The following is a 16,193-nucleotide window of genomic DNA, read 5'->3' as shown; positions in this document are numbered from 1 at the left end:
AGTCTTAATAACTTGTGCAAATATATAATTATTTTTATTTATTCTAAATAAAGTTTATATATTTGCGAAAAAATTTAAACCATAATAAAAACAATTATGATCACAAAAAGCCTTTATTTTTCAGCCATTATGGCTTTAACTTTTAGTTCAGGTTTCAGCCAAGACAAAAAACAGCAGGACATTAAGTCTATAAAATCGATGTGTGGCTGTTATGAAGTGAAATTTAACTTCACAGAAACTTTCTCTTATCCAAAAGATTCTCTTAGCTATAAACCCTCTGAAACAAAGCACGAGTCGGCGCTGGAATGGGTAGAATTAGTAGAAGACACTCCAAATAAAATCTCAATGCAGCATTTATTAATTGTAAGTGACGATATGATCATTAAACACTGGAGACAAGACTGGCTGTATGAAAACACCGATTTATATCTTTTCAATAAAAACACATCATGGAAGTATAAAAAACTGGATAAAAAAGCTGTTAAAGGGCAATGGACTCAAAAAGTATATCAGGTAGATGACAGTCCAAGATATGAAGGAACTGCAACCTGGGTACATGTTGACGGCCAGGACTATTGGACAAATGTAACGGATGCTCCTCTTCCAAGAAGAGAACATACAAAACGTAATGATTATAACGTATTAAAAAGAAGAAACATTCATGAAATCACCTCCACAGGTTGGAACCATGAGCAGGATAACCAAAAGCTAATAAGAGACGACAGCGGAAAAGATGTTGTATTAGCAGAAGAAAAAGGAATGGACGTTTATACTAAAGTCCCGGATAGTAAATGTATGGCTGCTCAAAAATGGTGGAAGGAAAACAATGCGCTTTGGAAAAATGTACGCGACAAATGGCAGACTCTTTTTGACAGACACCAGGATTTAAACTTAGAAGCCAAAGTAGAGAAAAAAACGCTTTATTCTCTTTTATTCGATTTGAAACCAGATGCTGCAAAATCAGAAACTGATACTATCATCCAAAAGTTTGTAAAATAAATATTTTGTTTTAGTTGTTAAAAGAGCCGATAGCTTCATGAAACTATCGGCTCTTTTTATTATGCTTTTTTTTTGATGTAAGCTCTTACATTCTCTCCGGAACTTCAATTCCTAATAGCTCAAAAGCAGATTTAATAACCTCACCCACTTTTTGCGAAAGCTGTACTCTGAAAATCTTTTTAATCAAATCGACCTCTCCCAAGATATGTACCGACTGATAGAATGAATTATATTCTTTTACTAAATCATAGGTATAATTCGCAATCAAAGCCGGGCTATGGTTTTGTGCCGCATTTTGAATGATTTCCGGGAAAAGCTGAATTAATTTTACCAGTTCTTTTTCTTTTTCGTGCAATTCTTGAATGGTAGTTGTAGCAGAAAAATCAAAATCGGCTTTGCGGATAATAGATTGAATTCTGGCATACGTATATTGAATAAACGGACCTGTATTACCAGCGAAATCAACAGATTCTTCCGGATTGAACAAAATACGCTTTTTAGGATCTACTTTTAAAATGTAATATTTTAATGCACCAAGACCAATTGTTTTGTACAATTTAGCCTTTTCTTCAGCAGAGTAACCATCTAGTTTTCCTAAATCTTCAGAGATTTGTTTGGCTGTTGCTGTCATATCCTGCATCAGATCATCAGCATCTACCACAGTTCCCTCACGGCTTTTCATTTTTCCGGATGGTAAATCAACCATTCCGTATGACAAATGATATAAGCTTGAAGCCCAGTCAAAACCTAACTTTTTTAGAATTAAAAATAATACTTTAAAATGATAATCCTGCTCGTTTCCAACGGTATAAACCATTCCGCCAACGTCAGGCATATCTTTTACACGCTGAATTGCAGTCCCGATATCCTGTGTCATATAAACGGCAGTGCCATCAGAGCGCAATACGATTTTACGATCCAAACCTTCATCTGTCAAATCAATCCAGACTGAACCATCAGGATCTTTTTCAAAAACACCTTTGTCAAGCCCAACCTGAACCACATCTTTTCCTAATAAATACGTATTACTTTCGTAGTAATATTGATCAAAATTAACTCCAAGATTGGTATAAGTGGTAGCAAAACCGTCATACACCCATTGGTTCATCATTTTCCAGAGGGCAATTACTTTTTCGTCTCCGGCTTCCCATTTTTTAAGCATATCCTGCGCCTCAACTATAATGGGGGCTTGTTTTTTTGCTTCTTCTTCCGTTTTGCCAGTTTCTATTAATTGACTGATCTCGGTTTTATAAGCTTTATCAAACTCCACATAATATTTACCAACCAATTTATCTCCTTTTAAGCCTGAAGATTCTGGAGTTTCTCCGTTTCCGAATTTTTCCCAGGCCAGCATCGATTTACAGATATGGATTCCACGGTCGTTGATAATTTGTGTTTTATATACTTTTTTACCCGAAGCTTTCAGAATTTCAGCAACAGAATACCCTAACAGATTGTTACGTACGTGACCTAAATGTAAAGGTTTATTGGTGTTTGGCGAAGAATACTCCACCATGATCGCTTTCTCTTCAGGATTTGGAGTTACATAACCAAACTTGGTATTGTCTCGTATCTCATTAAAGAAATTCAGATAATAACGATCCGCAATTACGATATTAAGGAAACCAGAAACAACATTAAATCTTGCAACTTCGGCCACATTTTTAACAAGATAATCTCCAATTTTATTTCCTAATTCGGCAGGATTGCTTTTAGTCAATTTCAATAAAGGAAAAATCACCATAGTAATATCGCCTTCAAACTCTTTTCGTGTAGCCTGAAATTCGATTTTATCGACAGTAACATCAAATAATGCCTGAATGGCATTTTGTATAGAAGGAGTAAGAATTTGTGATAATGACATGTAAACTTTTTTTAAGGTGAGCAAATATACTGCTTATTCATCAATTTGAGAAAACGAAAAACATATTAAATAGTAGAAAAGAATTAGAAATTCTTAAAAAATCAAGAGTCTAAAGTATCAAAAAAACAAAACACTAATAGCTTATAAAACAGAGCCTCAAAATAAATTTTAGCTTTTTTCTGTAAAAACATTGTAACAATTCATTCATAAAAGGGTCTTATTAACAAATTTGAACACAATCATCAATCAAATCAAAATAATCAATTAAACTACTTATGAAATTAAAATTTTTATTGTTCGCATTACTGGGAATCATTGCAACAACACATGCTCAGAATACGGGAACGGTATCCGGTAAAATCATTGAAAAATCGAATAAGGCGTCTATTTCTTATGCTACAGTTTCGATTAAAGACAACGGAAAAGTCGTTTCCGGAGTGAATACAGACGACAATGGGGATTTTTCGATTAAAAACCTTGCCCTAAAAAGTTACACAATCGAAATACAGTATATTGGTTTCAGGAAATATATCGGATCTGTAATTTTGAGTGAAAACAAAAAAACGGCTACCGTAAATGTATCGCTTGAAGAAGAAGCAACGCAGCTAAAAGGCGTAAATATTGTTGCGGAACGTTCTACAATTGAGCAGAAAATCGATCGTAAAGTAATCAATGTTGGGAAAGATTTAACCACAGCAGGGGCTTCGGCATCTGACATCATGAATAATATTCCGTCTGTGAATGTAGATCAGGACGGAAAGCTTTCGCTTCGCGGAAATGACAATGTACGTGTATTAATTGACGGACGTCCTTCTAATATTGATCCAGCGCAATTATTAAAACAAATTCCATCGACTTCTATCAAAAAAATTGAATTGATTACCAATCCAAGTGCGAAATACAACCCTGAGGGAATGTCGGGAATCATCAATATTATTTTACACAAAAATGCCAATACTGGTTTCAACGGAAGCTATAGTGGTGGGATCACTTTTGGAAAAACAGCTAAATACAATCAGTCACTAGATTTAAATTACAAAACCGGAAAAGTAAATTTCTTTGGAAACGGCGGAACGAATTTCGGAACTTATTTCAATGATGGTTACATTACCAAAGCAGATAAAACTATTATTCAGGATTTGAAAATCTCTAATGATAATGATTCATACTTGTACAAAATTGGAATGGATTATTTAATTGATGACCATAACACTTTATCTTTTTACACCACACAAAACAAAGCAACGGGACTCGGATTAATCGACACTGATATTGATTACTTTAATTCCCCTGAAGGAATTGACAATATCTTTCAGAAAGCAAGATATCAAGGTCCTAACAACACTGGAAATTACAATTTAGCTTACAAACACATCTTTAAAAAAGAAGGTCACACTTTAGACTTTGAAGGAAATTATAGTGATACCAAAGAAACTCAGAATTCGACTTTTGATACAGAAACTTCAAAAACAGATAACACATCGAATAAAATAGTTTATGATGACTTCATTAACGATAAAAGAAAACTAAGCACTTTAAACGTTGATTATGTAAATCCATTAAATGGAAAAACCACACTTGAAGCTGGTGCAGAAGCCAGAATAACCAGAACAGAGAACAAGTATAATACAAGCAATCCATTTGCTCCATTAGCCGCTTCTAATTATACTTATGACACTGATATTTATTCAGCTTATGTAACTTTTGGTCAGAAATTCAGCAAACTTAGTTATCAATTAGGTGCCCGTTTTGAAAGTTATAAGGTAGCTGCAAATTTAAATGATGGCTTAGAAAAGTTTGATGATGACTATATTACCCTTTATCCTTCAGCTTATCTAACCTATAATCTGAATGATAAAAACACTTTTCAGTTGAGTTATAGCCGTCGTGTTGACCGACCAAGTTTAGAACAGACAAAACCTATTCGTGAATTTTCTACTCCGTTGGTTACTTCATTTGGAAATCCTGAGTTAAGACCTCAGTTTACTAATTCTGTTGAAGTAAATTATACTAAAACCTTCGAAAAAGGCAGTTTTACTACAGGAGTATTCTTTAGAAGTATCAATGATCCGATTAGTAGAATTTTAGAATCAGACGAATCAGATCCAAATAAACAAATTATGACTTTTACCAACTATGATCATAATAGTTCATATGGATTTGAAGTTTCTTTCAACTATAAAATCACAAAATGGTGGGATATTCAGCCTTCTGTGGATTTCTCAAGCATTAACCAAAAAGGAGTTGTATCGAAATATTATCCTGGAGAAAACATTAGTAAACCAGAGGAAAGAACAGTTACTGTTGCAGCATTCAATGGACGCATGAACTCAAACTTTAAGGCAAATAAACGTTTAAGCTTTTTATTGTTCGGTTTTTACAGAGGTGCCGTTGAAGGAGTACAAAATGACAGCCGTGAAATGTACAAAATAGATATGGGTTCTCGATATACATTATTAGACAGCAAAATGAATATCAGCTTACGTTTTAATGATGTTTTCAATACAATGAAATATGCTTTTGATACTCAATATCCTTATCCCCAATCAGGACAGTTTACCTGGGAAAGTCAAACAGTTTATCTGGGTGTAACTTATAACTTTGGTGGCGCAAAAATCAAAAACTTACAACGTAAACAAAGAGATGACAATACCAGTAAAGATGCTGGTGGAATGTTTTAAACGTTTTTTTTTTAATATTTATAATTACTTGTAGAAAAAAAGACCTGAAGTTTGCCAGCTTCAGGTCTTTTTATGAACTCATTTTTATAAAAAATTTCGAATTTCTTTTACTTCTTCGGGATTTGCTGTTTCTGTATCATCAGTAATAGCTGATGAATGATAAAAAGTAGGTTCTAATCTATCCTGCAATAGTTTAATATTTGAAGATCGTAACCCGCCGCCAGGCATAATTTCAATTCTGTTATTGGCTAATTTTTGAATTTTCTCTAAATTAAAAATTCCCTCTTCAACATTTAATTGCTGTCCGGAAGTTAAAATGGTTTTAAAACCACAATCTATGACGTCTTCTAAAGCCTGCTCAACATTTTTAACAACATCAAAAGCCCGATGAAAAGTACACGGAAGCGGGCTGGCCAAACTAACTAATTCAAGATTTTTCTTTTTATTGATTGTGCCATCTTCATTTAAAATTCCAAAAACAAAACCATCAACTCCTAACTTTTTAAACTGTTTTATATCCTGTTTCATTTCGGCAATTTCCTCATTCGTATAAAAAAAATCTCCACCTCTGGGTCTTATGATCACATGCATTTTTATGGACAGCTTTTCACGAACCTTAACCGTTAAAATATAATTTGGGGTTGTGCCTCCAAACTTCATATTTTCGCACAATTCGATTCGGTCAGCGCCATTATCCTGTGCAATCAATGCTGATTCATAATTAAAGCAGGCTATTTCGAGTTGACTTTTTTTCATAATACAAAACAAATTGAATTAACCAAATATAAAAAAACCTGCTTCAAAGCAAAACAGGTTTTATATCATTTACAGGAATTAATTTACCATTTGATAATGGCACTTGCCCAGGTAAATCCACTTCCAAAGGCTGCCAAAACAACAGTGTCTCCGGACTTAATTTTCCCCTGCTCCCATGCCTCTGTTAAAGCAATTGGAATAGATGCTGCAGTTGTATTACCGTATTTCTGGATATTATTATGAACCTGATCATCAGATAATTTGAATTTATTCTGAATGAATTGTGAGATTCTTAAATTCGCCTGATGCGGAATCAGCATATCAATATCCGACACCTGCAAACCATTTGCTTCTAAGCCTTCATTAATAACTTCTGCAAAACGCACAACTGCATTTTTAAATACAAATTGTCCATTCATATACGGATAATAACTCTCATCATTAGGATCATTATCTGCAATAATATCCGTTACCCAGCGTGCTCCCATTCCTGGTGCCTGCAAAGCAAGTTCCTCGGCATGCTGTCCTTCAGAATGCAAGTGAGTTGATAAAATTCCTTTTGTTAAATCTTCTTCACGGCTTAGAACTGCTGCTCCTGCCCCATCACCAAAAATTACCGAAACCCCGCGCCCGCGTGTGGTCATGTCCAATCCTGTAGAATGCACTTCGGAACCAATTACTAAAATATTTTTATACATTCCGGTTTTAATGTATTGATCTGCAACAGAAATAGCATACACAAAACCTGAACATTGATTTCTAACGTCTAATGCCCCTACAGTTCGTAATCCCAAATCACGCTGTACTAAAACTCCGGGTCCCGGAAAATAGTAATCAGGGCTTAATGTTGCAAAAACTACAAAATCGATATCTTCTTTGGCTACACCGGAACGTTCAATTGCTATCTCAGCCGCTTTCACTCCCATTGAAGTTGTAGTGTCTTCGCCACGAATAATATGTCTTCTTTCCTGAATTCCGGTCCGCTCCTGAATCCACTCATCATTGGTATCCATAATCTTAGACAAATCATCGTTTGTCACCACATTTGAAGGAACATAATATCCTAATCCCGCAATTTTTGAATGATACATACTCTCTTTTTTATTAGTTAAAAACTGGATTGCAAATTTAAGTATACTTTAAAACATTACTATACAAATTACCATTTTTTTCGCAATTGACAATTTTCAATGTCTTAAAAAACATTTTATTTCAAATTAGTTCTTTTTCAGAAAACTGTTTACTCAAGTAAACAAAACAAAAAACCCCTAAAAAGTAAACAATTTAGGGGCTTCCTTATAATTTATTTTCCTATCCTTTTAGCCAGGCATTTTTAAGTTTTTCTTTTGAAGCATCTGTAGCTTTAAACGTTTCACTTTCTTCATAAGGCAATTTTACTGTACCTTTTATTGTTTTATCAGCACCAGCTCTTTTTATCTGAACCGTAATCGGATCATTTTCTTTCCAGTTTTCACTCTCACCAATTAAGTCATATATATTATCTAAAGAATATGGCTTAGTATTTATTGACAAAATAATATCTCCTGGTTTTAGATCCAGATTTGTAAAAAACGGATTTAACTCAACATCTGGACGAACGCTTATTTGTTTTGTTTTTGAATCAACTCCTATGTAAGGCACCTGACCTTTTATAAAAACTGAACCCGCTTTTTTCTCAGATGACTTTGTTACACCTACTTTAGCTAAGTATTGATCATACGGAATAGGAGTTGTTCCGGCAACATGCATTTTCAGGAACTCCCCAACTTCAGGGTAAGTCAATTTTGTAACTTTATCAAAAAGTTCATTGTCGTTAAATGGTTTTTCAACTCCATACTCTTCAGATAGTTTATGCATCAGATCAAGAATACCTCTCTCCCCATTGCTCTTTTCCCTGATGATAATATCGATACACATTCCGATTAATGCTCCTTTCTGATAAACATTCAAATATTGATCTTTGTAAGGCTGTTCCAGTACATTTTTACTCATCACTGTAAATGACATCGTATCGTTTAAACTTTTTGCCTGTTCGATTTTATCGGCAATACGGCTATAAAATTCAGCCTCATCAATTAAGCCCTGATTAATCTGAAAAAGATTGGCGAAATATTCCGTTACTCCTTCATACATCCATAAATGTTCAGACATTTTTGGAGCATTATAATCAAAATACTGAATTTCCTTAGAGTGAATAGTTAATGGAGTTACAATATGAAAAAATTCGTGCGAAACAACATCTTTCATTGACTCAACCAACTTCTCTTTCGGCATCGATTCAGGCAAAACAACTGTAGTGACTGTTGGATGTTCTAAAGCCCCGAAACCGTGGGCATCATCTTTTGCCATACTTGACAAATACAATAAAACAGTATATTTTTTAGTAGCATTTACTTTCCCCAAAAAGTTTTTTTGTGCCGTCATCATTGTTTTCATTTCCGGAGTAATACTTTCTGCAGTAAATTTTCCGGTTGGAGAATAAACCGCAATCAGAATATCCATTCCGTTAACATTGAATGTTGTATAATCAGGCTTAGAATACATAATCGGATTCTCAACCAAAACGGCGTAACGAGATGTTGTAAAAACGTCACTTGTTTTGCTTGCATCTTCATCAGTCATTGAAGTTGCCCCCCAAAGTGTTTCAGGATGTGTGATGGTAACTTTATAAGGGATATCCAGTTTATCTTGAAAATAGCCAACAAAACCATGGGTATTAACCACAAAGTTAACTCCTGCATTTATGTTTGTCCCCGCTGGAGAGAACACATCATCATTACCAAAACCAGTTCCTTTTTCAGTATCAAAAGTATCGCCAACCCAGTAGGTAATTGTTTTCAATTTTTTTGCGTTAGAAATTGACCACGAATTATCATCAATCCTTTTTACATTTAGCGCATTGCCTTTGACATCAAAAGCTTTAAAATCATCTGAATATTTTCCGTAATTATCTGTAGAATAAGTTCCCGGAACTGTTTTAGGTATACTGTAAATGACTTCATCCGTTTTTATCTGAGGTGCCGTCACTGTAACCAAAACTTTATCTTCTTTTACATCCGTAAGATTAATATTTACAGCAACGTTTTCCTTCGCTGCACTTGACGTTCCTGTTTTACAGCTCCATAAAGTAACTGCAAGCGCTAATGTGCAAATTATTTTTTTCATTTATTAAAAGTTTAATTTTTATATGAGTCTTACAAATCATAAAACTGTTACAGTAAAGATATAAATAAAAAAACTCCTGTAATTCAGGAGTTTTTATTTAGTCTAATTTATTTTTTATATAGTATTTCCCGTCCAGATCTTCATCAAAATCATCTATTTTAAGTGGTTTTGGCTTTGGTTTATTTGCGATTGCCTTCTTTTTCCACATCTCGAATTTTTCAAGAGGCATTTTCTTTTTCATTATTTCCAGAACTTCTTTTTCTGACAATCCAAATTCTTTTTTTATAATCTCGAATGGATTTCTCTCTTCTAATGCCAACGAAACAAGCTTTTCTGTTTGTTCCCAATTCAATTCTTTGCGGTTACTCTTTTTCATCACGTGAAAATTAATTCAAACTAGAGGTTAATGATTAATAGATTGATTTTTAAATTATGTATCAATATTAATAAAAAAAATAATTAGTTGATCAGATTGGATATTTTTTTTTAATTGTTGTTAGCATTTTTTTACACTATACTAATTTTTAGCAGCAAATTTGCAAAATTTATAGTGTCTCATTTTATCCCTATACGCATTATTAGCTTTTCTTTTTGAAATTGACATTCATTATGATAATAGCCATAATAATCAGAATGATTCCAATCCATTGTAAAAAAAACACTTTTTCATTTAATAATACAAATGCCATCATAACAGAGACAGGAAGCTCAAGTGCCGAAACAATGCTTCCTAAACCAATTCCAGTCAATGGAAAACCTGCGTTCATGAGCATCGGTGGGATTATAGTACCAAAAAGAGAAAGCACAATACCCCACTTTAGAAAAATTGAAAAGTTAAAGGGGGTGATTTGTGTTGCAAATGCAAAAGAAAAAACAATAACAGCACCACCTAAAAGCATATATAAACTTCTTTGCGCCGAAGAAATTTCAAGAGCAATACGGTTAGCAGTAAACATTGTGGTAGTAAATGATGCAGCTGCAAGGATGCCCCAACCAATTCCTCTCCAGTCTAACTCAATACTATTATTAAGGATATTAGTTGCCAGCAAAGTGCCGATCAAAACAATAAAAACAGCAATTATTTTTTGAACTGAAGGAAGTTTCTTTTCTAAAATCATTTCGAGTAAAACACCCATCCAGACCGTTTGCATTAATAAAACAATACCAATAGAAACCGGAATATATTTTACAGCCAGATAATAAAACAAACTCGTCATTCCCAGCGAAGTTCCAGCCAGCATTAAATTAAAAATATTTTTCGATGTAGCTCTTACTACTCTTTTTTTATATTTTAACTTTTGAAAAGCATTAATCAGCAAAATACCTGTAATACCTAATATAAATTGAGATGTAGTGACTTCTGCGGTAGTAAAACCTTCTTCATAAGCCATTTTTACAAAGGTAGCCAGCATACCGTAACTTGTAGCCCCTAAAGCAACCAGAAAAACTCCTTTGAGAACATTTTTTTGTGACATTCCTTTTTTGATTTTAAAAAATTTAGCCCGCAAAGATAATACTTAGTTTTTAGCCCAATGTTAAAATTGAGAAAGGCAGAATTTAACTTTAAGAATCTGTTGGTTTATTTCTGAAAAATTAAACCTTGAATCTCTTCCATTTAAAAAATTTCTTTATTTTGCACCCAAATCGACAAAACAATGAAAAAATCAATTATTGCAATTATTGCAATTGGCTTATTAGCTGCCTCATGTAACAAAAAAGAAGCAACAGACGGTCTGCATCTTACAGGGAATATAAAAGGATTAAAAGAGGGAAAATTATACATTCAAAGATATAATGACACAGCTTTAGTGGCTATTGACAGTATTAAAATTGATGGAAATTCTGCTTTTGAGACTACCATAAAACTAGAATCCCCAGAGATGCTTTATTTATTTCTTGATCGTGGAGTTACTAATTCATTAGACAATAATATTATATTTTTTGCAGAACCGGGGAACATAAATATCGATGCAAATCTTGATAACTTTATCAATGGTGCCAAAATTACCGGATCAAAAAATCATGAATTGTATGAAGAATATCAAAAAGTAAACTCTCGTTTTAAAGATGAAAGTCTTTCATTAATTGAAGCTAAATTCAAAGCTTTAAAAAGACACGATCAAAAAGCGGTTGACAGCATTATAGCAAGAGGAGATTCAAACATTAAACGAAAATATTTATTTGCCACTAACTTTGCAATTAACAACAAAGATCATGAAATAGCACCCTATATAGCTTTAGCAGAAATTTACGACATCAATGTTAAATTTTTAGATACTATTCAAAAATCTATGACGCCTAAAGTTGCAAATTCTTTATATGGTAAGAAACTAACCAAGTATGTAAATGAAATTAAAAAAGAGGAAAAGAAATAATTTGAATCTTAAACCCAAAAAACCTGAATATTTTCAGCCTCTTTTAGCTTTCCGTTTTCGTTTTGATCCGAATTAATATCGAAAAAACAAAGCGTCCCAACTTGATTTCGGGACGCTTTGTTTTTTTTTATGGATAGGCATCTTTTTAATGCGCTTCTAACCAATCTTTACCTAATCCAAGTTCAACTTCTAATGGTACAGCCATTTTAAAAGCGTTTTCCATTTCGTGTTTGATCATAGGCTGGATTTTTTCTAATTCTTCATTATGCACATCGAATACAAGCTCATCATGTACCTGAAGTAACATTTTCGATTTCCAGTTTTCTTCTTTAAGTTTTTTATGAATGTTAATCATTGCAATTTTAATAACGTCAGCAGCACTTCCCTGAATTGGAGCGTTAACAGCATTTCGTTCTGCAGCACTTCTAACAACCGCATTTGCTGAGTTAATATCTTTTAAATAACGGCGACGTCCTAAAATCGTTTGCACATAGCCATTTTCACGTGCGAATTCAACCTGATCTGAAATGTATGATTTTAACTTAGGATACGTATTGTAATAGGCTTCAATCAAAGCAGCACTTTCACTTCTTGATAACGAAGTCTGGTTGCTCAATCCGAAAGCAGAAACACCATAGATAATGCCGAAATTCACCGTTTTGGCATTACTCCTTTGTTCACGTGAAACTTCGTCTAAAGAGACATTAAAAACTTTGGCTGCGGTCGATTTGTGAATATCTTCTCCGTCCTGAAAGGCTTTGATCATGTTTTCTTCACCACTTAATGCCGCAATAATTCGCAGTTCTATTTGAGAATAATCGGCAGAGATTAAAGTATGGTTCTCGTCACGCGCCACAAAAGCTTTACGAATCTGACGTCCTCTTTCGGTACGAATTGGAATATTTTGCAAGTTCGGATTATTCGAACTTAAACGGCCAGTCGCAGCAACCGTCTGCATATAATCGGTATGAACGCGTAATGTTTTTTTATCTACTTGTTCCGGTAAAGCCAAGATATAAGTGCTTTGCAGTTTTACCATTTGACGCCAGTCTAAAATGTCCTTTACGATTGGATTGTCATTTGATAAATATGTTAGTATTTCTTCACCAGTTGCATATTGACCTGTTTTAGTTTTCTTTTGTTTTGCGCCGCCAATTTTAAGCTTGTCAAATAAAATATCTCCTAATTGTTTTGGAGAAGCCAGATTGAATTTCTCTCCGGCAGTTTCGTATATTTTTTCTTCTAAAGATTTGATCTCAACATCCATTTCTTTAGACATTTGTTTTAAAAACGCTACATCCAGGCGAATACCTTCGGTTTCCATATCAGCCAAGACGCTAACTAACGGAATTTCGATTTCATCAAATAACTTCTTCGTTTCAGTTTTGTCTAATTCGGTGGTGAAGATTTCTTTTAATTGTAAAGTTACATCAGCATCTTCGGCAGCGTATTCTTTAATATCTTCTAAAGGAACATCACGCATGGAAAGCTGATTTTTCCCTTTTTTACCAATTAAAGTCTCAATAGATTTTGGAGAATATTTCAAATACGTTTCGGCTAAAATATCCATATTATGACGCATATCCGGATTGATCAGATAATGCGCAATCATGGTGTCAAAAAGTTTTCCTTTTACGGTAACGCCATATCTGGAAAGAATTTTTAAATCGTATTTTAAATTTTGTCCAATTTTCTCAATGTTTTCATTTTCAAAAAACGGAACAAATTTATTAACTAATGCCTGAGCTTCTTGCTGATTTTCCGGAAACGGTACATAAAAAGCTTTTCCTTTTTCGTAGGAGAAAGACATCCCCACAAGTTCTGCGTGCAAAGCGTCAATTCCTGTGGTTTCTGTATCAAAACAAACCGAAGTCTGCTTTTCTAAATTTTGTAAAAGCAGTTTAATTCCTAAATCACCCTGAACCGTCTGATACGAATGTTCGGTATTTTCTAAAGTATTGTAAAATGAATTTCTTGCAGCTTCGGCACTTTCGTCTAGAGTTGTTCCCCCGCCTCCAAAAAGATCAAACTGGTCTTCGTTTTTTGGCTGCGGCTTTTTGTATAATTTGGCGTTAGAAGAACTGTTATGGTTCAATTCATTTCCACCTCCAACTTTAAATAAATTATCAAATTGCTCCGCCATTCTTCTAAACTCTAGTTCCTGAAAAATAGCATCTGTTTTTTCGATGTCTGGACGTGAAAGTTCGTAATCTTCTTCATTAAAAGTAACATCGCAATCACACATAATTGCGGCCAGTTTTTTAGATAAAATACCTTTTTCTTTGTTGGCTTCGATGTTTTCTTTCATTTTGCCTTTCAGCTTATCTGTGTTAGCCAAAAGATTTTCCATTGAACCAAATTCTTTCAGGAACTTTTTAGCCGTAACTTCGCCAACTCCTGGTAATCCTGGAATATTATCGACAGCATCGCCCATCATTCCAAGGAAATCGATTACCTGTTCTGGTCTTTCGACTTCAAATTTGGCAAGAACTTCAGGAATTCCCCAAATTTCGATTCCGTTACCCATACGGGCAGGTTTGTACATGAAAATATTTTCAGAAACCAATTGTGCAAAATCCTTATCAGGAGTTACCATATAAACCTTATAATTTTGTTTTTCGGCTTGTTTGGCAATTGTTCCAATTAAATCATCGGCTTCGCAGCCTGCAAGTTCAATAATCGGAATATGCATCGCTTTTAATAATTCCTGAATATAAGGAACAGCAATTTTAATTGCTTCGGGAGTTTCGTCGCGGTTAGCTTTATATTCGGCAAACATTTCTGTTCTGGCATGACTTCCTTCTTTATCGAAAGCAACAGCCAAATGATCTGGTTTTTCTCTTTTAATAACATCCAACAACGAATTCATAAAACCCATAATTGCAGATGTATCCATTCCTTTTGAGTTGATTCTCGGGTTTTTTATAAAGGCATAATATCCACGAAAAATTAGCGCATAAGCATCTAGAAGAAAAAGACGTTTTTGAGTTGACATATAAAAAATATTAGTCTGTAAAAATAAACAATTGGGTTTTCATAAAATTAGACTAACAACATTTTTTTTCACCATATAAGTTATATAAATCCATTTTATCAATGTGAGTAGTTGTGTGCCGTGATATGATGCTGTTAAAACCTATATGTTTCAAAATCTGCAAAAAGTTAATATCGAGTTAAATTCTCTTGTTAGGTGATTTCTTCATTTTGGCTTCATTTTTCGAACCTAATTTTGACGTATAAATTAAAAGGTTATTAATTCTTAAATCTTAGAAATCATGAGAAATTTAGTAATGTTATTAGTAGCAGTTTTAGGAACAAGTGTAATGGTTCATGCATTTCCTGCAAAAAACGAAAAAGAAATTCCGGCTAAAGAAGTAAAAGCGACAAAAAATCCTAAACACAAAACTTCTAAAAAAGCAAAAACAGAAAAAGCGGAAAATAAAGCAGAAGCTCCCAAAACTGAAACCGCAAAAATTAAAAAATAATAATTGTTTTCGTTTTGCTTTCAGGCGATTGTATTAAAGGCAAAACAGGAATAATGATTATGAGAATGCGATTGGAGAAGCTGATGAAGAAATTTGTCAGCTTTTTTATTCGTTAAAATTTTCAATAATGCGCAGCTTCACTTTTGATAATTGGTTAATTTTAATTGCGCTTAACTAACAGGCTTATGAATATTTTGATTGTTGAGGATAATAAGGAACTTGCAGCAGAAGTGTATGATTTCCTGTGTAAGTCAGGTTATATCTGTAAAATTACAAATAATTGCGCCGATGCTCTGGAAGAATTTAACTCTAGTGATTATGATGCGATGCTTTTAGATCTGGGACTTCCGGATGGAGATGGTTTTGAGGTTTTGAAAGAAGTCAGGAAAACAAAGTCGAAAATGGCAGTTATTGTGTTGACAGCACGTGGGGAACTAGACGATCGAATTAACGGACTTCATCTTGGGGCAGATGATTATTTAACAAAACCTTTTGCCCTGACAGAATTGGCGGCGAGAATATTTGCTGTAATTCGAAGAATTCACGGTTTTACATTAAACAATTTAGGTATTCACGGATTTTTATTACAGCTTCAGGATTACAAGGTTACTTTTAACGAAGTTTCGATAAATCTGACCAAAAAAGAATTTGATATTTTTCAATATTTGGTTTTGAATAAAAACAGGGTTATTACCCGTCTCCAATTGACTGAACATATTTGGGGAGATATATTAGAAATAAATTCAGATTCTAATTTTATAGATGTTCATGTTCGAAATCTTCGAAAAAAACTCGACAAACATACTGCTATCGACTGGTTTGAAACAGTTCGCAATGTTGGTTATCGTATAAATGAGTAAATAGATCC

At 33.8% G+C, this 16,193-nt stretch carries 12 protein-coding genes; 5 read left to right on the top strand and 7 right to left on the bottom strand.

The window, feature by feature from the left end:
• Positions 1 to 96 precede the first annotated feature (96 nt).
• The gene (locus ACNC7R_RS03965) at positions 97 to 999 is read left to right on the top strand and encodes a DUF6607 family protein (protein ID WP_417939693.1); all 903 of its coding nucleotides are present in this window, start codon (positions 97 to 99) and stop codon (positions 997 to 999) included.
• Between the two features lie 85 nt (positions 1,000 to 1,084).
• On the opposite strand, the gene argS is transcribed toward ACNC7R_RS03965, so the two are convergent.
• Positions 1,085 to 2,863 (bottom strand): arginine--tRNA ligase, encoded by a 1,779-nt coding sequence (gene argS, locus ACNC7R_RS03960; RefSeq protein ID WP_417939692.1) that lies wholly within the window; start codon positions 2,861 to 2,863, stop codon positions 1,085 to 1,087.
• 275 nt (positions 2,864 to 3,138) lie between these two features.
• On the opposite strand from argS, the gene ACNC7R_RS03955 reads away from it, so the two are divergent.
• Complete coding sequence (locus ACNC7R_RS03955) at positions 3,139 to 5,544, top strand: TonB-dependent receptor domain-containing protein (RefSeq protein ID WP_417939691.1); 2,406 nt, start codon at positions 3,139 to 3,141, stop codon at positions 5,542 to 5,544.
• A gap of 84 nt (positions 5,545 to 5,628) precedes the next feature.
• On the opposite strand, the gene ACNC7R_RS03950 is transcribed toward ACNC7R_RS03955, so the two are convergent.
• The 5 genes from ACNC7R_RS03950 to ACNC7R_RS03930 all read right to left on the bottom strand — a co-directional run bounded on the left by ACNC7R_RS03950 (position 5,629) and on the right by ACNC7R_RS03930 (position 10,940).
• A complete protein-coding gene (locus tag ACNC7R_RS03950; RefSeq protein WP_417939690.1) occupies positions 5,629 to 6,300 on the bottom strand; it encodes a copper homeostasis protein CutC in 672 nt (223 codons plus the stop codon).
• Between the two features lie 83 nt (positions 6,301 to 6,383).
• Entirely contained in the window at positions 6,384 to 7,391 is a 1,008-nt protein-coding gene (locus ACNC7R_RS03945; protein WP_417939689.1) for a 3-oxoacyl-ACP synthase III family protein, read from the bottom strand.
• A 220-nt stretch (positions 7,392 to 7,611) separates the two neighbouring features.
• The gene (locus ACNC7R_RS03940) at positions 7,612 to 9,465 is read right to left on the bottom strand and encodes a peptidase M61 (protein ID WP_417939688.1); all 1,854 of its coding nucleotides are present in this window, start codon (positions 9,463 to 9,465) and stop codon (positions 7,612 to 7,614) included.
• Between the two features lie 97 nt (positions 9,466 to 9,562).
• The gene (locus ACNC7R_RS03935) at positions 9,563 to 9,841 is read right to left on the bottom strand and encodes a DUF2805 domain-containing protein (protein WP_417939686.1); all 279 of its coding nucleotides are present in this window, start codon (positions 9,839 to 9,841) and stop codon (positions 9,563 to 9,565) included.
• 202 nt (positions 9,842 to 10,043) lie between these two features.
• Positions 10,044 to 10,940: an EamA family transporter gene (locus ACNC7R_RS03930; RefSeq protein ID WP_417939685.1), complete on the bottom strand. Its 897-nt coding sequence runs from the start codon at positions 10,938 to 10,940 to the stop codon at positions 10,044 to 10,046.
• Between the two features lie 180 nt (positions 10,941 to 11,120).
• On the opposite strand from ACNC7R_RS03930, the gene ACNC7R_RS03925 reads away from it, so the two are divergent.
• A complete protein-coding gene (locus tag ACNC7R_RS03925; RefSeq protein ID WP_417939684.1) occupies positions 11,121 to 11,840 on the top strand; it encodes a DUF4369 domain-containing protein in 720 nt (239 codons plus the stop codon).
• Between the two features lie 145 nt (positions 11,841 to 11,985).
• Here ACNC7R_RS03925 and polA read toward each other — a convergent pair whose 3' ends face one another.
• A complete protein-coding gene (gene polA, locus ACNC7R_RS03920) occupies positions 11,986 to 14,835 on the bottom strand; it encodes a DNA polymerase I (protein ID WP_417939683.1) in 2,850 nt (949 codons plus the stop codon).
• A gap of 280 nt (positions 14,836 to 15,115) precedes the next feature.
• On the opposite strand from polA, the gene ACNC7R_RS03915 reads away from it, so the two are divergent.
• Together ACNC7R_RS03915 and ACNC7R_RS03910 are read left to right on the top strand one after the other, a co-directional pair.
• Positions 15,116 to 15,325, top strand: coding sequence for a hypothetical protein (locus ACNC7R_RS03915; RefSeq protein WP_417939682.1), 210 nt, complete (start codon positions 15,116 to 15,118; stop codon positions 15,323 to 15,325).
• A gap of 185 nt (positions 15,326 to 15,510) precedes the next feature.
• Entirely contained in the window at positions 15,511 to 16,185 is a 675-nt protein-coding gene (locus ACNC7R_RS03910; RefSeq protein ID WP_417939681.1) for a response regulator transcription factor, read from the top strand.
• Positions 16,186 to 16,193 lie beyond the last annotated feature (8 nt).

Origin of the sequence: Flavobacterium adiutor, from assembly GCF_048282555.1 — a bacterium.
Classification (GTDB): domain Bacteria; phylum Bacteroidota; class Bacteroidia; order Flavobacteriales; family Flavobacteriaceae; genus Flavobacterium.
The sequence above is the reverse complement of the archived record's forward strand: the minus strand, read 5'-3'. Positions and strand labels throughout refer to the sequence as shown.